A 22,148-nucleotide genomic window follows, 5' to 3' on the forward strand; every position below is an offset into this window, starting at 1 on the left:
TTGGAACAATTATTACCGTATTACGAACGGGAGCTGGGATTCCTGCGCCGCTACTCGCGCGAATTCGCTGAACGCTACCCGAAAATCGCCGGCCGTCTGCTGATCGCCGGCGAGGTGTGCGAGGACCCGCACATCGAACGCATGATCGAGTCGTTCGCGCTGCTGAATTCCCGCATCGCCAAGCGGCTCGATGACGACTACCCCGAATTTACCGAAGCACTGTTTGAAGTGCTGTACCCGCACTATCTGCGGCCGTTTCCATCGTGCTCGATCGCGCGCATGGACTTCAGCGGCGCGGCGGCGCAGCTGACCACCGCCAGCGAGATCCCGCGCGGCACGCAGCTGACCACGCGCCCGGTGCGCGGCGCCGCCTGTACCTTCCGTACCGCTTACCCGGTGACGGTCGCACCGCTGGCGCTGAGCGCCGCACAGTTCGACGCCATCATCGCCGCACCGGAAGCGCTGCGCCCACCGCAGAACGCCACGTCCAGCATCAGCCTGACCCTGTCGGTGACGGCGGAGCAAGTAACGCTGGGCCAACTGGGCTTGGGCAAGCTGCGCGTATTTATCGACGGCGAACCGTCGTTCTGCGCCGCGTTGCGCGATGCGCTATTCACGCGTGCGGTCGCCGCCTATGTGGAAGCGGATGGCAATGGCCGCTGGACGCCGCTGCACAAAATTCCCGTCACGCCGGCCGGCTTTGCCGAGGAAGAAGCGCTGATTGATTTTTCAGCACGCTCGCACACCGCTTACCGTCTGCTGACCGAGTACTTCTGCTTCCCGGAGAAGTTCAATTTCTTCGACATCGACCTGCATGCGCTGAGCGGCGTGGTGCCGGCGGGCTGCAAGTCGGTGACGCTGCACCTGGCCTTGTCCGGCATGCGTACCGACTCCAACCTGGCGCGCATGCTGGCGACCCTGAGCACCAATAACGTGCTGCTGGGCTGCACGCCGGTGGTCAACCTGTTCCGCCAGCGCGGCGAACCTATCCGCCTGACGCATGCATCGGCCAGCTATCCCGTGCTGGCCGATGCGCGCCGCGCCTTCGCCTACGAGGTGCAGGCCATCGAGTCGGTCAAGCTGGTGCGCCAGACGCCGCAAGGCGAATCAGTGCAGGAGTTCCGTCCGTTCTACTCGCTGCGCCATGGCCAGACGCCGGACAAGAACGGCCACTACTGGGTTGCGCGCCGCGATGAGGACATCGCTGAAAAGAGCCCCGGCTACGAAACGCACATCTCGATTGTCGATATCGACTTCGATCCGGCCGAGGTAGAAACCGATACCCTGAGTCTGGAACTGAGCTGCACCAACCGCGATCTGCCCGCAGCGCTGAGCTACGGCATGCGCGGCGGCGACCTGTTCCTGGAGGGCGGCTCCAGCGTGCGCGCGATCAGCTTCCTGCGCAAGCCGACACCATCGTACCGTTTTGAACGCGGCCGCGGTGCACACTGGCGTCTGATCTCGCATCTGTCGCTGAACCACCTGTCGCTGACGGGCGGCGGCCTGGACGCCTTCCGCGAGATGCTGACGCTGTATGACCTGCCACGTTCGCCGTCGTCGCAGCGCCAGATCGGCGGCATCGTCGCGGTAGCGCACAAGGCCGCCAATACCTGGCTGCCGGGGAATCCGTTCGCCTGTCTGGTGCGCGGTATTGAAGTAACGCTGACGGTGGATGAAGAAGCCTTTGTCGGTAGCGGCATCCACGCTTTCGCGCAGATTGTCGAACGCTTCCTCGGCCTGTACGTACACGCCAACAGCTTCACGCAGCTGGTCATCAAATCGAATAAAAACGGAGAGGAACTGCTGCGATGCTTGCCCCGAAGCGGCGATTTGAGCCTGCTGTAATCGAGCGGCTGTTCGCGCAGCCGCATCGTTTCGAATACTTCCAGGCGGTACGCATGCTGGAGCTGTGGCTCAAGAAGCACGGCGCGCCGCAGGATGGCGCGGTCGCGAACTTCCTGCGCTTCCAGAACTCGACTTCGCTGGCGTTCCCCGCCAGCCAGCTGGAGGCCCTGCAGCCGGAACCGCGCAATATCGCCACCAATGCGTCCAGCCTGAGCGAAGCACTGCAAACGGCGCAGCTGCGCTATATCCGCATCACGCCCGCGTTCATGGGTTTTTTGGGCAGCAACGGCACGCTCCCTGCGCATTACACCGAACGCATTGCGGCGCACATGCTGTACCAGAAGGACGATGCGCCGCGCGCGTTTCTGGATACCTTTTCCAACCGCGCGCTGGCCCTGTTTTACGAGGCGTGGCGCAAATACCGCCTGGAGCTGAAATACCAGATCGACGGCAAGGATGGCTTTCTGCCGCTGCTGCTGTCGCTGGCCGGCATGCACAATCCGTCGCTGCGGCGCCGACTGTCGGATAGCGGTGATGGCGTGCTGGATGAATCGGTGGCGTACTTTGCCACCGCCATGCGGCAGCGTCCGGCGTCGGCAGTGCAGATTGCGCGTGTGTTGTCGGAATATTTCAATCAGCCAGTGCGCGCCGAGCAGTTTATCGGTTGCTGGTACACGGTGCCGGATACCCAGCAGACCATGCTGGGCATGGCCAACGCGGTGCTCGGTGGCGGCGCGATGGCCGGTGAACGTGTATGGCAGCGCGACCTGCGCGTGCGGCTGGTGATAGGCCCGCTGGACCGGAAAGGCTACGAATCCTTTCTGCCCGGCGGTATCGCAGCGAAAGCGCTGGAGAGCATGCTGACCATGTTCACCGGCGTAACGCTGGAGTATGAAGTGCAGCTGGTATTGCGCGCCGAAGACGTGCAGGGTGCCCGGCTGGAACAACCGCGTCATGGCGGACGTTTGGGCTGGGATAGTTTCCTGGTCACCGAGACGCAGCAGCAGGACCGCAGCGACGTGCGCTACGAGATCCACGCAATGACATCATAAAAGGATAAGAACATGAGCATCAATCTGAAAACGCTGATCGGCAAGTTGAACGACACCAGCCGCGCCGCTGCCACGCGTGCCGCCAGCCTGTGCGTGTCGCTAGGCCAGTACGAGGTCGATATCGAACACCTGTTCCTGGCATTGCTGGAGCAGCCCAAGAGCGACGTGGTGCTGATCGCCCGCCAGAACGATATCAGCGTGAACCAGCTGGAAGCCGATCTGCGCGCGGAAGTAGGGCGCTTCAAGAACGGCAATACGCGCACGCCGGTGTTCTCGGCCCGTCTGCCCAAACTGTTTGAAAACGCCTGGCTGATCGCCTCGCTGGATTTACAGGACAACACGCAGGTGCAGATCCGCAGCGGCCATCTGCTGCAGGCGCTGCTGACGGATACGGAGCTGGGCCAGCTGGCTGCGCGCAGCTCCAAGCTGTTCGCCCGCTTCGACCTGGAACAGATCAAGCACAATCTGGACAAGCTGACGGCTGGTTCGGAAGAGACGCCTTTGTCGCAGCCCGCTGGCGCCGACGATAGCGGCGACCCGGTCGGCGAACTGCAGGCGCGCGCCGCCACCAAGACGCCAGCGCTGGACCAGTTCACCACCAACCTCACGCAGCGCGCGCGCGATGGCAAGGTCGATCCGGTGATTGGCCGCGACGTGGAAATCCGCCAGGCCATCGACATCCTGATGCGTCGCCGCCAGAACAATCCCATCCTGACCGGCGAAGCTGGCGTCGGCAAGACCGCCGTGGTGGAAGGCCTGGCGCTGCGCATCGCGCAGGACGACGTACCGGACGTGCTGAAAGGCGTGGAGATCCACACGCTGGACATGGGCCTGTTGCAAGCTGGCGCCAGCGTCAAGGGCGAATTTGAAAACCGCCTGAAAAACGTCATCGACGAAGTCAAGAAAAGCCCGCATGCCATCATCCTGTTCATCGACGAAGCGCACACGATGATCGGCGCCGGCGGCCAGGCCGGCCAGAACGACGCGGCCAACCTGCTGAAGCCAGCGCTGGCGCGCGGCGAGCTGCGTACCATTGCCGCCACCACCTGGGGCGAGTACAAGAAGTATTTTGAGAAGGATGCTGCGTTGGCGCGCCGCTTCCAGGTCGTCAAGGTTGAAGAACCGAGCGAAGAACTGGCCTGCGCCATGTTGCGCGGCATGGCGCCGCTGATGGAAAAACACTTCGGCGTGCGCGTGTACGACGAGGCGATCACCGAGGCGGTACGCCTGTCGCACCGCTACATCATGGGCCGCCAGTTGCCTGACAAGGCCATCAGCGTGCTGGATACCGCATGCGCCAAAGTGGCGCTGGGCCAGAACGCGACGCCGGCGCACATTGAATCGCTCGCGCGCCAGATTGAACGCATCGACGCGGAAGTCACAGCGCTGGAGCGTGAACAGGCCGAAGGCGGGGCATCGCGCGTGGTGCGTCTGCAAGAGCTGGGCGATGCCCGCACGGCGGCGGATGAGCAGCACAAAACGCTGTCCGAACGCTGGGAGAAGGAAAAAGCACTGACGGCGGAAATCATCGCGGCCCGCTCTGCGGCTGCGGCGCCCGCAGTGGAAGGACAGGGCAGCCAGACCCGCGACATCCAGGCCATGCTGACCGAGCTGCGTACCCTGCAAGGCGAAACGCCGATGGTACCGGTGCAGGTGGATGGTCATGTGGTGGCTGAAATCGTCGCCGGCTGGACTGGTATCCCGCTGGGTAAAATGGTCTCGGACGAAATCAAGACGGTGCTGCGCCTGAAAGACATGCTGGAACAGCGCGTGCTCGGCCAGACCCACGCAATCGAAGCCGTGGCGCAGCGTGTGCGTACCTCGCGCGCCAATCTGGACGATCCGAACAAACCGAAAGGCGTGTTCCTGTTTGTCGGTCCGTCAGGCGTCGGCAAGACCGAAACCGCGCTGGCGCTGGCGGACGTGCTGTATGGCGGCGAGCGCAAACTCATCACCATCAACATGAGCGAGTATCAGGAAGCGCACAGCGTCTCTGGCCTGAAAGGTTCGCCACCGGGCTATGTTGGCTACGGTGAAGGCGGCGTACTGACCGAAGCCGTACGCCGCAACCCTTACAGCGTGGTGCTGCTGGATGAGGTGGAGAAAGCCCACCCGGATGTGATGGAGCTGTTCTTCCAGGTGTTTGACAAAGGCGTGATGGACGATGCGGAAGGCCGCGAGATCGACTTCAAGAACACCATCATCATCCTGACTTCGAATGTGGCATCGAGTGCGCTGATGCAGGCTTGCCTGAACAAGACGCCGGAGGAACTGCCAACGGTGGAAGCGCTGGAAGAACTGGTGCGTCCGCAGTTGATGAAGCAGTTCAAGCCAGCTTTCCTGGGCCGCCTGAAAGTGATTCCGTTCTATCCGATTCCGGATGATGTGCTGGTCGAGATCATCAAGCTCAAACTCGGCAAGATCGCGCGCCGCATTGCGATCAACCACAAGGCGGAGTTCAGCTACGACGAGGCGCTGGTGGAAGCTGTGCTGGCGCGCTGCACGGAAGTGGACTCCGGCGCCCGCAACGTCGATAACATCCTCAATGGCACGCTGTTGCCGGAGATCGCGGAAGCGGTGCTGGCCCGCATGGCGGAGGGTACGGCGATTGGCAAGATCAAAGTCAGCGCCAGCAAGGCTGGGCAATTCAAATATACTGTGAAGTAAAGCGCCAACCCGGCGGTTCGCGCCGCCGGATTGGCTTTCCTGCAAAATCAGGAGTAAGACTCATGGTTAGTCGATACTCCCTTTGACTTCGGCTATGGTCCGTAGCGCGTCTTCCGGTACTGCCTCACTGCGCCGCCTCATGGTGAATGTTTCGCCGGTTGGTGCATTGCATGTCAGTGTCTGGCTGGTTACGCTGTAAAGACAGGGAAAGCTGGCTTTTTCCAATTTTGCAGACTGCACGCCGTTAGGCAAGAACGGCTTCACCAGCAGTCCATCACTTGTCACATTTGCCCGGACCGGAAATCCTATGATTGCCCGTGGGCCGGGCTTTCCATCATCGCTGCCGTCTGCACGCTGCGCTGGCGTCGTTGAACCGGCAAGCAATCCGAAACCATCTGCAAGCAAGTACATCTCGGTTTGCTTGTCTGAGCCGTCGTACAGCGATTTTCCGGTACCCCAGGTGCCTGTTAAATTTGCTGGCAACGGATCTGCCGCATGTGCGGAGAAATGTAAACAGCCGCATACCACTAGAACCTGCGCACGTTTCAGGCAGATGATGGAGAACATGGAAATTAAGCCTCAGGTAGCACAGCTGTCGACCAGGGAGCGATGACTTGCCAGCCGAGGCGGGTGTAGAGCGCCCGGCCATCTTCCGTTGCCACCAGCAGCCTTTCGCTGGCGCCTGCCTTGGCGGCGATAGTGTCCAGTGCCTGCATGACTACCGATCCCAGGCCGCGCCGGCGATGGGATTCGGCAGTTTCGATCTGGTCAAAGACGGCGCAGCCCTGATGCAGCGTCATGCGGCCGGACGCCGCCTGTTCCTGGCTTTCGTGCATGACGCGTACCAGATGACCGTTGGGCTGCGCATCGACCACGACCTGGTAGCCGGAGGGCGTCGCCGTCCGGTGTGGTGGCTCGGATGGACCCAGCATCAGATAGCCAGGGGCCTCCACATGCCAGCGTGCCGGCAAGGCCTGGCGTAAGATGTCCGGTTCGACGGCCGCCTTGAGGAAAATGAAGGGCTCGTGTATGCGGTCGGCACATGCCTGCAGGGCTGGGCCGGCATCGGCAAACACATAGCGTCGCAACTGCGTCGGCAAGCCGACTTCCACGACCAGGCCACCTTCACAAGGCTGCGGCATCGGCACGCCGCGGGATAAAGTCCAGCCGATCAGCCAGCGTTCGGCAGTTGCAGGGTCTATCGTTTTCAAGCCAGGTTCTCCATCAGCTTATTTGGCCAGGCGGAGGCGGGTGACGACCGGGAAGTGGTCGGACGGATAGCGTGCCTCCACCGAGTCGGTGAGCACCGCATAGCGCAGTACCTGCCACTGCGGGCTCAGAAAAATGTAGTCGATGCGTTCCCGGGCCGGCTTGGCGACATCGAAGTCGTTGAAGGTGGCGGCGGGGCCGTAAGGCGGCGTCAGGCTGATCGACTTCGCATCGCGCAGTGCGGCGTTCACGGTGGCGAAGGCTGTGCTGTCCGGTGTGCTGTTAAAGTCGCCCATCACGATCAGCGGCAGTGAACCTGCCAGAGCACGGCCGCGCTGGACCAGCAACTGCGCCGACTCGCGCCGTGCGATTTCGCCTTCATGATCGAAGTGTGCATTCAGTACCACGAACACTTGGCCACTGGGTTTATCGCGCAGCCGTGCCCAGGTTGCGATGCGCTTGCAGCAGCGGGCGTCCCAGCCCATGGACGGCTTGTCCGGCGTGGCGCTGAGCCAGAAGTCACCGTGGTCTTCCAGCGCAAGGCGCGCGCTGCGATAGAAGATGGCGGAATGCTCGCCGGCGTCCTTGCCGTCGTCGCGGCCGACGCCGACGCGGGCGTAATCGCCCAGCGCATCCAGATCCTTGAGCTGATTTTCCAGGCCTTCCTGCGTGCCCCAGAGGTCGAAGTCATGGTAGCGCACCAATGCGCGCATGGCGTCACGGCGCGCCGGCCAGACGTTCTTGCCGTCGTTGGGATTGTCGTAGCGGAGGTTGTAGGTGGCGACGTTCAGGTCAACCTGAGCGAAAGCGAACGGTGCGAACAGCAGAAGCAGCAGGGCGAAGCGGCGCATAGGACTCCCGTCGAAAGTGAACGTCGATTCTATCAAAATAGCGGCTACGCGTCTTTTGCGCCCAGCAGAATGTCAAGCATGCGTTTGGGGTTGACCACGAAGTCGTGCATCACCTGAAAATGCTCGGTGTCTTCGTAGCGAATCCGCTGGATGCCGGTGTCCGAGCATTGGTAGACGTAGGCGTCTGGATAGGCCATCAGGATCGGCGAATGGGTACTGATGACGAACTGCGAATCATCGTTTGCCAGTTCGTGGATGCGGCTGAGGAGCGCGAGCTGGCGCTGGGGCGAGAGTGCTGCTTCCGGTTCGTCCAGGATGTAGAAACCTTTGCCGCCGAAACGGTGCATCACGAGCGACCAGAAGGACTCGCCGTGCGATTGCTCATGCAGGGATTTTTTGCCGTAGGAGTTGATGATCGACGGCCCGCCTGGCCCTTTGTCCAACTCCTCGATTTCTGTCGCGAGGTTGAAGAAGCTTTCCGCGCGCAGGAAGAACCCATCCCTCGGACGCCGGATGCCTTTGGATAGCCGGATGTACTGGTGCAGCGTTGAATGGGACGCACGCGTGTTGAAGCCAAAATTTTTGCTTCCGCCCTCCGGATTGAAGCCGAACGATACCGCGATTGCTTCCAGTAGCGTCGATTTCCCCGAGCCGTTTTCGCCGACAACAAACGTGACTTTGGGATGAAGCTCAAGGACGTCAAGATGGCGCACCGTCGGCAGGCAAAACGGATAGCGGTCAAAGCTTTCGATGTCGTCGGCTCTCAGGCGTACTTGCGAAACGTATTGTTTGGAGATCATGCATCGGATTGTACGCCCAACAGCTCCTCGATGTGGGCAAGTGATGCCTGGTCTTTTACCACGGAGCGCAGCCAGGTGTGCAGATCCTGTTCAGCTGCCGCTGCGGCCTTGTCGGCAAAGTAGGAGGCAGGACTATGCGGCTCGCTGCGACGGAAAAAGTCCGCCACCGCGCGCAACTGTGCCACCGCCTGCGCGCGATTGCTGATGACGCCAGGGCGCGCCGGCGGCATCGGCGCAGTGTTTGCAGCGCCGGCGTCGGCGCCGATACCGGTCGACAAACCGGATTCCTCCGCTTCACCCGGCTCGCTGGCGCCAGTAGCACCGCCAGCTGCAGTCGCCAGGGCAGGTACGGCGCGCAGCATGGCCTTGACTGCGTCGCGCGCGGCGGCGAAGCCTGGAGCATCGTTGCCGAGACGTGCGTCAGCCACGCGCTCCAGCTGCTCCAGCGCTTCAATGCAGAACTGCGCATCGGCACGGAAATTGGCGGAGAACTGTGCCGAGTTATTGCGCTTGGCGGTTTCGATATCAGCCAGGCGCGGTGTGCGGCTTTGCTGTGCTTCATCGCCGCTGGTGGCGCGCTTGCGGGCTTCTTCGATATCAATGGTGGAGTAATCGCCATTTTCGGTCAGGCCGATTTCGCGCACCAGCCCTGGAGTGCGCGACAAGATCCAGCTCAGGTTACCAATGCGCTGTTCGTTGTCGCCATCCTCCGCGCTCGGATACAGGCCCTGGTCCCAATACTGGTCGCACAGGCCGGCCAGCAGCTGAAAGCCTTCGCCGAGACCGCGCAGCTGGTGCACGCGTGCGCCAGCTTCGGTCAGCCAGACGGCCAGCCGCAAGTCCTTGCTGGATTTCTGCAGCAGATGGGCGCAGCGGTCAACCACGAATGGCCAGTCGGCTTCTTTCAACTCGGTCACCCATTCGCCCTGGTCGAGCGAAGGGTCGTCAAACTTGCGGGCCTGGGCAATGGCGTCCAGCTCAGACGAAAACGACAGGTCGGCGCCGGCCGGCTGGCTGTCGCTGATGGGTTGCAGCAGTTCTTGTGCGGAATACATGGTGTCCTCTTTCGGTCGACGCTTACTGCGCCATGCGGAATTCGATGCGGCGGTTGCGCGCGCGGCCTTCCGGCGTGTCATTGCTGGCCACCGGGCGGTCCGGTCCCTGGCCGCTGGCGCTCAGCAGATCGCTGTTGATGCCGTGGCTGGACAGATAAGCCTTGACCGCCTCGGCGCGCGCCTGGCTCAACCCCTGGTTGGTGGCGCGCAGGCCCGCACTGTCGGTGTGGCCGATGATTTCGACCTTGCGATTACTCAGCTTGCGCAGCGCAGCGACCATTTCATCCAGAATGCCTTTACCGGCCGGCGTCAGCTCGGCTTTGCCGCTTTCGAATTCAACGATGCGGTTGGCCAGCGCGCTATCGAGCACGCTCTGGTCGGCGGCCGATACGCGCAAGCCGTTATTTACCGTGTAGGTCGGATTCAGGCTGGTGGCGATGTTGCTGGCGATGCGCTGGCGTACTGCCTCGTTGCCCACTTCTCCGCGCAGGCTCACGGTGCTGCCGTCGATTTTTAACTGGCCACGGCTGATTTGCTTGAGGTCCGGGGTAAGCAATTTCTGCACGTAGCCATTCCAGTTGGCTGGCGTCGCCACTTTGTCGATGGAGATCTGGTCCACCACCTTGTCGGCGCCATAGACTTCGCGCAGCTTGGCCAGCACGGCCGCCTTGCTGGCTTCATCGGGCAGGGTGCCAGCCGCCAGCACCTGGCCTGGCTGTGGCGCCGCTGTCTGGGCAAGGGCGCTGCCGCCGGTCAGCAGCAGGACGCTGAAAATAAGAGTACGCATGATTCAGGTTCCAATAAACGCCGTGCGGACCGACTCCAGCGCGGACTTGAGTGACAGGGATGGCTGCGACAGATAGGTGGACAGCTTCTTGACGGCGTAATCGCTGTCGGCTTGTTCTTCCACCCAGTCCAGCTGCTCGAACGCGATGTGCTGTTCCTGCGCGGCTTGCGGGTCCATGATGCCGTGCAGCGTCGCCGCCGACGCACCCGAGAAGCCGAGCAGCAGCACCGGCTGTTCGTGCTGGCGGGTCAGGAACATGGCCAGTTCGAAGTCGGCGCGTGCCAGGAACGGCGTAATCAGGTGCATCCAGAAAGCGGCCACCAGGTTGCGGTACATCGGGTCCTGCGGCAACGGCAGCAGCAGTGTCTTGTCGAGACGGCTGGAGCTGCTGGCCAGTACCGGCTGCAGCAGCATGCCGAGCGCCAGCAGCACTTGCCGCGACGAGCCGCGGAAGCCTGCCTGCGACAGCAGCGCATCGAGCCCGCCGATGGTTTGCAGTTCGAGGAAGTCATCAAACGTGGCTTGATAGGCGGCGCTGCGCAGATCCAGTTCGACGGCTTCGCTGGCAGCAAGCTGTAACGGCACTGTGGGGTCACCGGCAGCGACCACGCTGCTGCTCAACGCGGCGAGACGTGTCCACAGGCGGTTGAAGACCAGCGGTGCGGTCGGCACAAAGCTGGCCGGTTCGGCGACTTCCACGCTGCTCGTCATCAGGAATGGAAAGCGACGTTGCGACTGGTCGCTGCTGGCGACGATGTGGCCGGCGATTGCATGTCGCCGGCGCGGGCCGACGAAGGCGAAATGCAGCGGTGCGACGGCGTCGTAGTTGAGTTTCCAGCGGGCGTCGGTGCTCATCAGGTCCATGGCCTGGGCCAGCCAGTCGTCCAGGACTTTAATCAGCGCAGGACTGTCGCCGCCTTTGACGAAATCGCCGCGTCCGGGGATTTTGCCGAAATAGCCAATGCTGGCAATGGTGGCGCCGCGGCTCATGGCTGGGCTCCTGCGGTGCGGATTACACCGGGCTGCACCGGCGCTGGCATGGTGGCCGGCGTTGGCGTTGGCGTTGGCGTGGACGGCGGCGGCGCTGCTGGCGCGCGCGGCGGCGTACCGGCAGGGCTGACTGCCGGCGTGGCGGTCGCCGGTGCGGTGTCAGATACTGGCGCAGGCGCTGGAGCGGTCACCATATCCGGCAGGCGCAGGCGCTTGAAGCCAGCCGTCGGCGCTGCAGCTTGTGCCTGCACTGGCGGCGGCGCGGTGCCGATGATCTTGAGATTGGCGGTCACGGAGACGCCCGAGTTATCCCAGGTCAGTTCGAACGCGCCATTGTCCTTGCGTTTGCGTTTGGCCGCATCGATCATCTTCTTGAGGCCAAAGTGACCCGATTCGTTGAACACCACAATGCTGCGGCCTTCTGGTGTGATGGCGGTAATGCGCGCGCCGGGCACACCTTGCGGGTTAGGCCACGCCATGTGCACCCAAGGCTGCGGCTGGCCGCGCCAGCGCAGGGCCTGGCCATCGATCTCGATGGTGAACTCGGTGGCGCTGACAGCACCCAGCGCCTGCAGGTCGAAGCTGGTCTGGCCTTCGCCGCCGCTGGAGGCCGCGGCATTGGCGACACCGTTGGCCGCCAGTGGCGCTACCCAGCCCGGGAAACTGGCGACGACAGGCGGCGCCAGATTGATGCCCATGTTGGCCCAGGTCTTGGTGCTCAGCGTGTCGCCACGGCGTACCACCAGTGGGCCGATGGTGGTGTTGAAGAATTTGGCGATGGCGCCGTCCGGTCCAAACACCGTGCCGATTTCCGCATTGCTGGCTTCCGCGCGCGATTCGGTGGCGAAGGGATATTTGGTCGCCAGCGTCTGACGGAACGGTTGCAGCACCTGCGCTGCCCACACCTTGTTGATTTCCGCCTCGGTAGGCTGCACGATCACGGCGAACGATTGTATCAATGGACGCACCAGCAGCGGACGGATGGCGGCTTTCTGCGCGTCGGTCATCCCGGTCAGCATTTGTTCATCGACGTATTTCAGTGCGTCCGCCAGTTCGGAGCCGCTGCCATCCAGCGTTTGCTGCATCAGCTGCTTGGCGCCAGGGCCTGGGTCGCCCTGGTTCTTGATCTGATTGAAGCGGCCGCGCAGCTTGGCCAGTTGGTCCATATAGCCACGCATCAGCGACGCATCCTTATCCTTGGCGACCACCAGTTTCGCCACGCCCGAGAATTCGCGGCCGACCGGGCCAAGCGGCATCGCGGCGTTCTGTACGCCGCCAGTGTTCACGTTGACGTTGATCTGCGATGGCTTCTGGCGCAGGATGGTTTCCTTGAACCAGCCGGTGACGCCGCGCTGCGCACGTTGCAGGCCAGCGTCCAGCAGCGACGGGTTGTCCCACGAGGTCTGTTCGTAGACGGTGTTCATCAACTTGTTCAGCGGCGAGACTTGTGGATCGCCGAGACGGTTCATGGCGCCCGCTGCCTGGTCAAAGTTGGACAGGTCCTTGACGGTCACGCCCTGGACGAATTTCTGCCATTCGCGTGCGTAGTCGTTTTTATACAGGTCCACCAGTGCCTTCTGGATTTGCTCTGGGCTGCCTTCCAGCGTCAGGTCATCCTTGGACGAGGTTTTCAGCACCCAGTCGGCGCTTTGCAGTTCTCGGTTGGCGGCTTCGCGGAACGCGTCCTGCACAAAGCCCTGCCATGCGGCGCGCGTGAAGCTGCCCGGTACGGCGTAGCTGCCCAGCACCAGTTCCTTGTCCTGATCGCCGACGATGGAGGCCACCGTCACGGCCGGGAAGCGGGTTGCCGCACGTGCTTTGACGTCGGCGTAGACGCGTTCGCGCGCCGGCATGCCACGCACCACGCGGCGCAGGTTGTCGCGGGTCTGGTCAACCAGTGCCAGGCGCGAATCGATCTGCGGCCAGGAGGTATCGTTGATCTGCGCCAGGTAGAAGGAAATCATGCGTTCGGCGCTGCGTATCATCTGCTCGCGCGACATGGTGCCACGGTTGGTGTCGAGCCACACACGCCAGAAGCGCGTCAGCTGATCGTTCAGATGGCCCGCTTCGGCGCGCGACTTATCGCTCAGCATCAGGTAGGTCTTGAGCGCGTTGTAAGCGTCTTCCGCGTCGGTTGGCGACGCATCCTTGAATTGCTGGGCGCTGTTATTGATGGCCGCCGCTGCTTCGGCCTGCGTTGCGTTGGCGGGCGCCACGTTGCCGACCGAGGCGGCCGATACCGGTTTCGCCATCGGCTGCAGTTGGCCCGCGTTGTTGTTGACTTCCGCCAGGAAGGCCTCCAGCGTCTGGCTCACCGGCTTGAGCATGACTTCACGCACGCCGTTGAAATACTCTTCGCGCAGCTTGCGGTCCAGCAGCGTGCCCTGGTACAGGCCCAGGCTCAGCGACAGTGGGCGGTTCTGCTCATACTTGTCCAGCTGTTCGATGCGGTCCTGCAGGATCTCCAGCGCAGCAAAGCGCGATTGCAGGTCCATGGATTTCTCCTGCACCTTGATGGCCTGGTCGAGGTCAGCCTGAACGTTGGCCACCAGCTGGCGGTTGTTCATGTACGACCAGCTCCAGCCGGCCAGGGCCAGGCCGGCCAGCGCCACGGCGCCAAAGAAGGCGGCGTAGCGCACGCGCAGCTTGGCCGGACTGGCGTATTGCGCCACCAGGTCCTTGTCGGCAAAGATCACTTTGCGGAACAGGTTAAGCAGGAAGTAGCCTTGCTGCTGGTGGGCTTCTTCGTGATCGGCAGGCTTCAGTTGCAGATCGAAGCGCTGTGCCACGCGTTGCGACGAGGCAGAGACGGATTCGCCTTCCTGCAGCGCGCTGGTGAAGTAGAAGCCACGGAACACGGGCTTGAACTGGAATGGGTTCTCTTCAAACATCGTGGCGATAAAGGTGCGCAGCGACGGTTTGATGGAGCTGAACTCCAGCGGGAAGGTGAAGACGCCAGGCGGCATGCGCTCGCGCCATTGCAGCGCCATGTTGGCGGCGCTCAGGTCTTTCAGGCCCTCGTACAGTTCATCGAAGCGGGCGTCGAACTGGCTCAGGACTTCTTCGCTGGTGGTGCTGCGGCTGTAGGGCAGGGTAGCGCCCCACACCTTGTCGCGTTCACCGCGTTCGCTGTCGTGGAAGAATTCGTTGAAGCCGTTAATCAGGTCGGCCTTGGTGAACAGCACATACACCGGCGCATGCACTTCCAGCCGCTCGGTCAGCTCCTGCACGCGCTGGCGCAGGTTCTTGGCCAGGTTGATGGCGAACTCCGGCCGGTTGCGGGTCAGCTCGGCCACGCTCACGGCGATGATGATGCCGTTGATCGGCGCCTTCTTGCGGTATTTTTTCAGCAGGTCGAGGAAGCCGAACCACTCGCCGCGGTCTTCATCGACCACCGAATAGCGGCCAGCCGTATCGAGCAGGATGCCGTCAGTGGTGAAGAACCAGTCGCAGTTACGCGTGCCGCCAACGCCTTGAATGATTTTGCTGTCGGCGAAAGGGAACTGCAGGCCGGAGTTGGCCACCGCCGTGCTCTTGCCGGCGGCCGGGTTCCCGATAATCATGTACCACGGCAGCTCATACAGCGCGGCATTGCCGGAGGTCTGGCCCAGTTTGGAATTCTTGATGGTGCCGATTGCGTCGAGCATGCGCGTGCGCAGCGCTTCGGTTTCCTGGCGCTGGGCCGGATCGGCCTTCACCGGTTTGGACGCCTGCTGCTCGAGCATGTCGCCCAGTTTGCCGGCGGCGCGCTGGCGTTTGCGGTAGCGCCAGTACCAGACGATGGCGCCAAAGGCCAGTGTAATCGCCAGGACGGTCCAGGGCACGGAGGCGGGCCATTGCAGCAGCGCGGCTGTAATGAACAGCAGTGCGGCAAAGGCCAGCCAGCCAATGACAATCAGCGTGCGGCGTTGGGTCAGGAAGAGCCAGAATTTTTGCATCATGATAGGACTCGGTTGCTTGGAGTAGTCAGGCCGCCAACGCCGGGCGTAATAGCGCGGCGTAGCGGCGGTAAGGATCTTCGTTACTTATGCAGAGCACAGGACCGCCGCGGTCCTGTACTTCCGCATCCGCCACTGCGAGGGCGGTTAACCAGGTGACGGCGCCACAGCTGCCGCAGCTGCTGCCGATGCTGATGACGTCTGCGCCGGGATCGAGCTGCGGTGCGGCAGCGGTGACCACGTGCATGAGTTCTGTGACACGGCTGGTGCGGTGGCCCGTGTCGGCGGTGACCAGGGTGACGGCCGCGCCGTCCAGCCGGGCGTTGTGCAGCGCCTGTTCGGCGGCTTGCGCCAGGCTGGTGTCGGTGTCGCGTTTGGCGTCGTCGGCGGATGCACTGCGGCGGCCGCTGGCGATGGTCTGCAATATGCTGCCGCTGTCATCGCGGCCGGTGATCAGGCTGGCGTGGGCGGCGTCGGCCAGCAGCAGCCCCGCTGCGCCTTCGCCGGGAATGCGGCCTTGCGGATGCGTGGCAGAGAACAGGCCATTCTGCGCCGACAGGCTTGCGATGCTGTTCTCGCTCAGATGGGAGGCGGCGGCAAGCACGATGGCCAGGCAAGGGTGCTGGCTGTCGCCGCAATGGCCCAGCAGTTTCGACAGCGCCGGGCCGGCGTCGTCCGCATCACTTGCTGGCGCTGGCGCCGCAAGACGCTGCTGTGGCCAGCCCGCCTGCACGGCGACAGTGCGCAGCCATTGATCGGCAATCTCGCGCTGTGGCGCGGTCCACTCCGCAGGCCAGACTGCCAGCAACTGCAAGGATGGCGGTACGGGCACCGGCACTGCGTTCGGCGGCAGGCGGCCCTGCTGGCGTTCGTGTTCCTGTTGCAGCCATGGCGCCACATACATATGGCTGGCCGCCTGCGCTGCCAGTTCGCTGACCGCGCTGGTGGCAGCATCGAGCGCGCGCCATTGTGCGGTGTCGAAGTGCGGGTTTGCCAGTTGCAGTTTGTCGCGCCAGGCTTCCAGGTCGTGGCGCAGTGCGTCTTCGTCGATATCGCGCAGGCGTGCGCTCATGACGGGATAGCCGTCGTCGTCCTGCAGTTCGCTGTCGAGGTTAGGGCGGGCCTGATTGCCGGCCAGGGCGGCGCGCAGCTCGTCAACCGATGCGCCGTGCGGCACGCGGATGGCGCTGGCGGCGATGCTCAATGCTGCCGGCAGCGGTGCGGCTTCCGGCGCGGCATCGATGGATGGCGTGGCGGCAGCGGTGGCGCCCGCCGTTGCCGGCATGCTGATACGCGCCCAGGCCTTGCGGCCCAGCCATAAAGTGGTGAGTAACACCAGCGGCAGCACCAGCATGTACAAGGCCAGTTCGCTGGTCGCGGGCATGCGGTTGGTCTCGCGCCAATACCAGATCGCGCCACCCCAGCTGATGCCGAAGGCGGCGCCGGCCAATGCCAGTTTGCGCAGCCAGTTCATTATTTATTCCCTTGTTTGTGCATGACACCGGGCTGACGCAGCTCCGTGTGTCCGAAGTCCATCATCTTCCAGCGGCCGCCCCAGGTCAGGCCCAGCGACTCCGCCACTTCGCCATACAGCTGGTAGCCGCGCATGGCCCATGGATCGCGTTCGGAAATCACCAGTTTGCCGTCGCGCAGGAAGGCGCAGTCGGCGGCCAGGCCGTATTGGTGCCAACTCTGGAACGCGGCGGCATTGGTCACGCCGGAACCCATGGCCGCCAGCGTGTTCTGGCGCTCGGGGCTGCGGTAGCCTTCCAGCAGCGCCATGTCGTAGCCGTATTTTTCTTTCATGATGCGGAAGGCCATCAGCAGGCGCTGGGCGTAAGCGCTGTCCAGCATGGCCCAGTCACGGCTTGCGGTCGACAGCATTGGACGTTCCAGCTGCACTTCGGCGGTGGTAAACACCAGCGGCGGCAAGGCCGGCGGCGGCACCAGCTGTTCGCCTTGCAGCAGACCGGCGACCTGGGTATTGACCTCGCGCGTGGAGGTTTCGTAAGCGCTCAGCGTCGGTTTGCCGGCCAACAGCAGGGCCAGCAGCGGCGGGATGCACAGCAGCGCCAGGCCGCCGAGGCAGAATAAATAATGGTCGGACCAGAATGCGCGCAGGCCGCCCATCGATGCGCGACCGCTGCGCGCAAGCGCGCCCATGTCTTCGCGGCGGCGATGGGCCAGCCGCCCCAGCGTGTGCTGCAGGCGAGTGCCGGCGCCAGCCAGTGCGGCTGCCACAAACTCACGGCCGGATGGGAAGAGCAGCATCCAGCTGATGAGGCAGGCGAGCAGGAAATATAGGGTTACCGCCAGTAGGAACACGTCGACCTCGATTAATACTAATGTCTAAAAAGCATTGCTCTGGAGTATATATTAGAGTTCTGACAATCCGCGCACGATTGAATTGCCGAGTTGTGCGGCATGTTTTTCTTGAATGTCGTAAAGTCATGCGAAATTTACAAGGGAGCTTATTTTGCAACGTGAAGATGAACGCCCGTCGCCCAGCGGCCGTCCCAGTCTCCTGTCGACGGAGCCTGCGGCGGAGGCTGGGCGCAGCGGCATTCTGGATGGGCTGGAGCGCAAACCTGCCGCTGCTGCGGTGGGCAAAGCGGCGCCCAGGAAGACGGCTGCCATGGTGGCTGTCGCCGGTGTTGGCGTGCTGGGTCTGGCAATTGCCGCTGTGGCGCTGTGGCCAAGCACAACGCCAGAACCCGAATTGACGCTACCTGTCGCGGCGGCCACGCCGTCAGCGTCCAAGTCTGATACGGCCGTCACCGTCGCTGCTCCCGCTGCGGTGGCGCCCGCCGCCACCATTGTGGACGACACGGCAGCGTTGAGTCCTGCCGTGGACAACTCACGCACACTCAAGCAGATATTGAACGACACCCCGGCCAAGCCGCAGCATGATGAGTTGACGGCGGCGTTCGATCATCCGCATGTCGCGCAAGCCAAGCCCAAGCCGCCTGCGAAAAAACCGGTGCAGGTGGCGAAAAAGGCTGAACATCCCGCCAAGAAGCCTGCCCCCGCCGACAATGACGTCACGCTGCTGGCTGCGCTGATGGCGCATGTGCAATCCAACCGCCAGTCCAAGGAAACCTCGTCGCCCGCTTACCAGCTCAAACAATGCAAACGCATGAACGAAGCCGGTGCGACGCAATGCCGTGAACATTTGTGCTCGACCAGCGCGCGCAACGAGCCCGAATGCAAACAGCAGCCTGTGGCGGTGAAGACAGCGTCGGAATCATGAGCACGGCGTTGATCGAGCAGGTCACCACAGCGCTGGCGCAGTTTTCCAGTGCTACCCGCCTGTATGCGCTGGCACTGGAGGCCGGCGACGGCGACCTGGGTTCGGGGGGCTTGCTGGTTGAAGCATTTTCCGCAGATGACAGCGTGCAGGGCGTCGGCCCGCGCGATGTGATCGTCCTGTCCACCAACGCCATGGTCGACCTGCCGTCGTTGATGGGCCAGCGGGCGGGGCTGACCGCCAGCCTGGCCGATGGCAGCCGCACCACGTTTTATGGCGAAATCACGCAGGTGGCAATGCTGGGCAGCGAAGGCGGCCTGGCGCGCTTTCGCCTGCGCCTGACGCCATGGCTGTGGCGCTTGAGCCAGGTCCGCAACAGCCGCGTATGGCAGGACAAGACCGTTATTGAAATCGTTGACGACGTCTTCAACACCTACGCGCCGCTGGCGCAGTGGCGCTGGAGCGAAGAAGCGACGCCGTTCATGGCCGATGCGGTGGCGCGCAGCTACTGCTGCCAGTATCGCGAATCCGACCTGGAATTTGTCCAGCGTCTGCTGACCGAAGAAGGCCTGGCCTGGCGCTACGAACAACTGGAAGACAGCGTCGGCGTGGTGCTGTTTGCCGACAGTAGCCAGGAAAGCGCAACGCCGGAAGACGCCAGCAGCAAGGCTGGCGGGGGCATCCGCTTCCATGGCGTACGCGCTGGCGAGGCGGCAGACACAGTGCAGGTATTGCAAGCGCGCCGCATGGTCGCGGCGTCGGTCAGCACCTTGCTGAGCTATGACTACAAAGCCAAGCGCGCGGTCAGCGCCAGCGCGCCGTCCAGCCTGAGCGCGGGCAAGCTGCCGCCGCTGGAAAGTTATGATGTGCCGGGCCAGTACAGCTACGCCAATAGCGCGCAGGCGCAGCGCTATGCCGAGATTCAGATGCAGGGCAGGGAGGCGGCCGCGCAGCTGTGGCGCGGCCGTTCCACGGTTCGCACCATGCAGGCTGGCACGCGATTCACGCTGACGCAGGGACCATTGTCGCTGGGCGGCGATGCGCCGCCAAACAGCGCGCCGGCCTACGTGCTGCTGCGCGTGCGCAGTGTGGGCATCAACAACCTGCCGTCGCCCGCGCAGCAGGCGCTGGCCGAGTTGTTTGGCCCGATTCCGGAACTGCTGGAAGAAACCGTGGCCGCGCCATCGGACGACTTCCCGCTAACCATCGCCCAAGCGCGCAAAACCGGTTATGCCAACAGCTTTGACGCGGTGGCCGCCGATGTGGTCTGGCGTCCGCAACTGCCCGGCAGCGATGGCCGCAGCCATCCGAAGCCGACCGCGCGTGGCACCCAAAGCGCCATCGTGATCGGCGCCGATGGCGCGGCACAGGCGGCGGGTGCGGATGAACTGTATTGCGACAAGCTCGGCCGCGTACGCATCCGCTATCACTGGCAGGACAATGGCGACGCCACGTGCTGGGTGCGCGTGGCGCAGCGCTCGGCCGGCGGCGGCATGGGCAGCCAGTTCTTGCCGCGCATCGGTCAGGAAGTGCTGGTGCAGTTTATCGAGAACGACATTGACCGGCCCATCATCATCGGCGCGCTGTACAACGGCCAGGGCGAAGGCGGCGTCACGCCCACGCCCGCTGGCAAGACCAGCGAAGCCAACGCCGCCCAGCCGTTCAATCCGGCCGGTGACCAGTCGCCATCGGCCCAAGGCAATCTGGCCGGTGGCAATGGTCCGCTGTGGCACGGCGCATCGACCGATACGGCGGGACATCGCAATGCCGCCGCGCAGTGGGGCGTGCGCAGCAAGGAGTTTGGCGGCATCGGCTACAACCAGCTGCTGTTCGATGACACCGATACGCAAGGCCGCGTACAGCTGCGTTCCACGCACGCCGCCAGCGAACTGAGTCTGGGCCACTTGATCCACAGCGCTGATAACTATCGTGGCAGCTTGCGAGGACAGGGCGCCGAACTGCGCACCGACACATATGGCGCAGTGCGCGGCGGTGCCGGTCTGCTGATTAGCAGCTACAAAATCAATCATGGTGCCGATGCACGCGATCCTGCGGGCGACAACGCGGCGGGGATTGCGATGCTCAAGCAGGTCGCCAAGATCGGCGAAACTTTCAGCGACGCCGGCAAAACCCACCAAACCGTCGCCCTGGCAGGACACATCGGCGCGGCCAAAGCCAATGCCAGCAAGCTCGATGAAAATACGGCGCCGCTGAAAGCCATGCTGACCGCCGTTTCGGGCATGGTCGGCAACAAGAATCTGGACACGGCACGTGCCGATGTGGGTGAGAAAAAGACAGCGCCAGGCGACGATCAGCTGCCACATGCCAGTTCTCCCATCATTGCGATCAGTGGCAAGAGCGGCATCGGCGTGACCTCTGGCGCGGCGGTGCAGTTGTCGAACGGTGAAGCGATCGCGCTGGTGAGCGGCAACGACAGCCAGTTCGTGACCGGCGGCCAGTTGCGCGCGCAGACCGGCCAGGCCATTGGCGTGCTGGGTGGCGCAATGGCGCCTGGCGAAAACGGTTTGGGCCTGCAGCTTGTCGCTGCCAAGGACACCGTTGACATCCAGGCGCAGGCCGACCAGATGAAGCTGCAGGCACGCGATGACATCAAGATCACCAGCGCCAACGCTGAGATGGATTGGGCGGCGGCCAAGCGCATTACGCTGTCGACAGCGGGTGGCGCCAATATCACGATTGATGGCGGCAATATCACGGTGCAGTGCCCGGGCACGTTGACGATCCACGCAGCCAAGAAGAGTTTTTCCGGACCGGAGCGCCAACCATATCCGATGCCTGCGATGCCGAATAGTATCTGCGTCGAATGTCTCAAGAAATCGCTGGCGGCCGCGCCAGCATTTACCTCGGTGGAGTGAGCATGATGATCGACGCTTATGTTCCTTCATTGTTAGCTGAGTTGCCCCGACGGGCTGCACAGGCCATGCCTGGTCAGCAGCTCTATCTGCTGATCGACGGTGTGTTTTTGCCCGGCTTCTATCGCCGGGTTGGCGCAGTCGTGCCGCACGACGCACTGGCGCTGCTATTTGACGTTTTACCGGGCAGCACGGATCAGGTGCTCGCAGTCTCTCCATTTCTGGTCAGATATTCTGCGGACCTGCCGAGGCTGCATGTCTTGCTAGAACAATGCAGTGGCTGGCCCATGTTGAGCGTGATCCAGACGACGGAGACATTGCCCCAGCTGAAAACCAGGCTGGCTGTGTGGTGCGTCATTCAGGCAGATGGCCAACGATTTAACTTCCGCTTCCCTGACACGCGCCGCTTGCCTGGCATATTTCAGGCCTTGAGGGAGGAGCAGCGGGCGCAGATGGCTGGTCCGGCAACGCGCTGGTCGTATGTGGACCGAAGCGGGCAATGGCAAGAGTTGGCCGTGACGGGTAAAGCGCTCGCCGCGCCTGGCGATAAGCCTGAGCTAGAGATGCAACAGTTTGGCGACATGGTCGGCGATAGCGAACCAGATGAAATGCTGTTGCGCCTCAGCGACCGCGGCCGCAACTGGGAATTCAGTCTCTCGCAGCAGCATGCGGTGGTCTTGCAAGCGCTTGCCATTGCAGATAGCGCTGGTCTGGAGACTGACCTGCGGCTGGAATGGTGCGAGGCCTGCCTGGACGACGCCCGCCAGGCCGCTCATCCGCTTAGCGGCGAAAGGCTGGCACGCTGGCGTGATGCCCAGGTGTTGACCTGATCGA

General features: G+C 63.1%; 16 protein-coding genes. 6 read left to right on the top strand and 10 right to left on the bottom strand.

What is annotated here, in order from left to right:
* From tssF to tssH, 3 genes are read left to right on the top strand one after another with little or no spacing between them, the layout of a single operon-like run.
* Entirely contained in the window at positions 1-1,845 is a 1,845-nt protein-coding gene (gene tssF / locus BUA36_RS10815; protein WP_072784311.1) for a type VI secretion system baseplate subunit TssF, read from the top strand.
* Positions 1,809-2,897: a type VI secretion system baseplate subunit TssG gene (tssG, locus tag BUA36_RS10820; RefSeq protein ID WP_072784648.1), complete on the top strand. Its 1,089-nt coding sequence runs from the start codon at positions 1,809-1,811 to the stop codon at positions 2,895-2,897. Before tssF ends, tssG begins: the two co-directional genes overlap by 37 nt.
* Before the next feature lie 12 nt (positions 2,898-2,909).
* Positions 2,910-5,564 (top strand): type VI secretion system ATPase TssH, encoded by a 2,655-nt coding sequence (gene tssH, locus BUA36_RS10825; RefSeq protein ID WP_072784313.1) that lies wholly within the window; start codon positions 2,910-2,912, stop codon positions 5,562-5,564.
* 66 nt (positions 5,565-5,630) lie between these two features.
* On the opposite strand, the gene BUA36_RS30250 is transcribed toward tssH, so the two are convergent.
* From BUA36_RS30250 to BUA36_RS10870, 10 genes are read right to left on the bottom strand one after another with little or no spacing between them, the layout of a single operon-like run.
* Positions 5,631-6,131 (bottom strand): hypothetical protein, encoded by a 501-nt coding sequence (locus BUA36_RS30250; RefSeq protein ID WP_139260475.1) that lies wholly within the window; start codon positions 6,129-6,131, stop codon positions 5,631-5,633.
* 5 nt (positions 6,132-6,136) lie between these two features.
* Positions 6,137-6,775 (bottom strand): GNAT family N-acetyltransferase, encoded by a 639-nt coding sequence (locus BUA36_RS10830; RefSeq protein ID WP_229255670.1) that lies wholly within the window; start codon positions 6,773-6,775, stop codon positions 6,137-6,139.
* Positions 6,776-6,793: 18 nt separating this feature from the next.
* Positions 6,794-7,624, bottom strand: a complete 831-nt coding sequence (locus tag BUA36_RS10835) for an endonuclease/exonuclease/phosphatase family protein (RefSeq protein ID WP_072784315.1) — start codon at positions 7,622-7,624, stop codon at positions 6,794-6,796.
* A 44-nt stretch (positions 7,625-7,668) separates the two neighbouring features.
* Positions 7,669-8,424 (bottom strand): AAA family ATPase, encoded by a 756-nt coding sequence (locus BUA36_RS10840; protein ID WP_072784317.1) that lies wholly within the window; start codon positions 8,422-8,424, stop codon positions 7,669-7,671.
* The gene (gene tssA, locus BUA36_RS10845) at positions 8,421-9,479 is read right to left on the bottom strand and encodes a type VI secretion system protein TssA (protein WP_072784320.1); all 1,059 of its coding nucleotides are present in this window, start codon (positions 9,477-9,479) and stop codon (positions 8,421-8,423) included. Before tssA ends, BUA36_RS10840 begins: the two co-directional genes overlap by 4 nt.
* 22 nt (positions 9,480-9,501) lie before the next feature.
* Positions 9,502-10,266, bottom strand: a complete 765-nt coding sequence (locus BUA36_RS10850; protein WP_072784322.1) for an OmpA family protein — start codon at positions 10,264-10,266, stop codon at positions 9,502-9,504.
* Between the two features lie 3 nt (positions 10,267-10,269).
* Complete coding sequence (gene tagF, locus BUA36_RS10855) at positions 10,270-11,256, bottom strand: type VI secretion system-associated protein TagF (protein WP_072784324.1); 987 nt, start codon at positions 11,254-11,256, stop codon at positions 10,270-10,272.
* The gene (gene tssM, locus BUA36_RS10860; RefSeq protein WP_084560115.1) at positions 11,253-15,194 is read right to left on the bottom strand and encodes a type VI secretion system membrane subunit TssM; all 3,942 of its coding nucleotides are present in this window, start codon (positions 15,192-15,194) and stop codon (positions 11,253-11,255) included. The genes tagF and tssM overlap by 4 nt, the downstream gene beginning before the upstream one ends.
* Before the next feature lie 28 nt (positions 15,195-15,222).
* Positions 15,223-16,668: a hypothetical protein gene (locus BUA36_RS10865; protein ID WP_072784328.1), complete on the bottom strand. Its 1,446-nt coding sequence runs from the start codon at positions 16,666-16,668 to the stop codon at positions 15,223-15,225.
* Positions 16,668-17,465 carry a M15 family metallopeptidase gene (locus tag BUA36_RS10870; RefSeq protein WP_072784330.1) on the bottom strand — a complete coding sequence of 266 codons (798 nt, stop codon included), beginning with the start codon at positions 17,463-17,465 and terminating at the stop codon, positions 16,668-16,670. Before BUA36_RS10870 ends, BUA36_RS10865 begins: the two co-directional genes overlap by 1 nt.
* Before the next feature lie 205 nt (positions 17,466-17,670).
* Here BUA36_RS10870 and BUA36_RS10875 point away from each other — a divergent pair, with 205 nt between their 5' ends.
* The 3 genes from BUA36_RS10875 to BUA36_RS10885 are packed head-to-tail and all read left to right on the top strand — an operon-like array spanning position 17,671 to position 22,144.
* Positions 17,671-18,444, top strand: a complete 774-nt coding sequence (locus tag BUA36_RS10875) for a hypothetical protein (RefSeq protein WP_072784332.1) — start codon at positions 17,671-17,673, stop codon at positions 18,442-18,444.
* Complete coding sequence (locus tag BUA36_RS10880; protein WP_072784335.1) at positions 18,441-21,317, top strand: type VI secretion system Vgr family protein; 2,877 nt, start codon at positions 18,441-18,443, stop codon at positions 21,315-21,317. Before BUA36_RS10875 ends, BUA36_RS10880 begins: the two co-directional genes overlap by 4 nt.
* Positions 21,318-21,319: 2 nt before the next feature.
* Positions 21,320-22,144 carry a DUF4123 domain-containing protein gene (locus tag BUA36_RS10885; RefSeq protein ID WP_072784338.1) on the top strand — a complete coding sequence of 275 codons (825 nt, stop codon included), beginning with the start codon at positions 21,320-21,322 and terminating at the stop codon, positions 22,142-22,144.
* Positions 22,145-22,148 lie beyond the last annotated feature (4 nt).

This window comes from Duganella sacchari, from assembly GCF_900143065.1.
Taxonomy (GTDB): Bacteria; Pseudomonadota; Gammaproteobacteria; order Burkholderiales; family Burkholderiaceae_D; genus Rugamonas; species Rugamonas sacchari.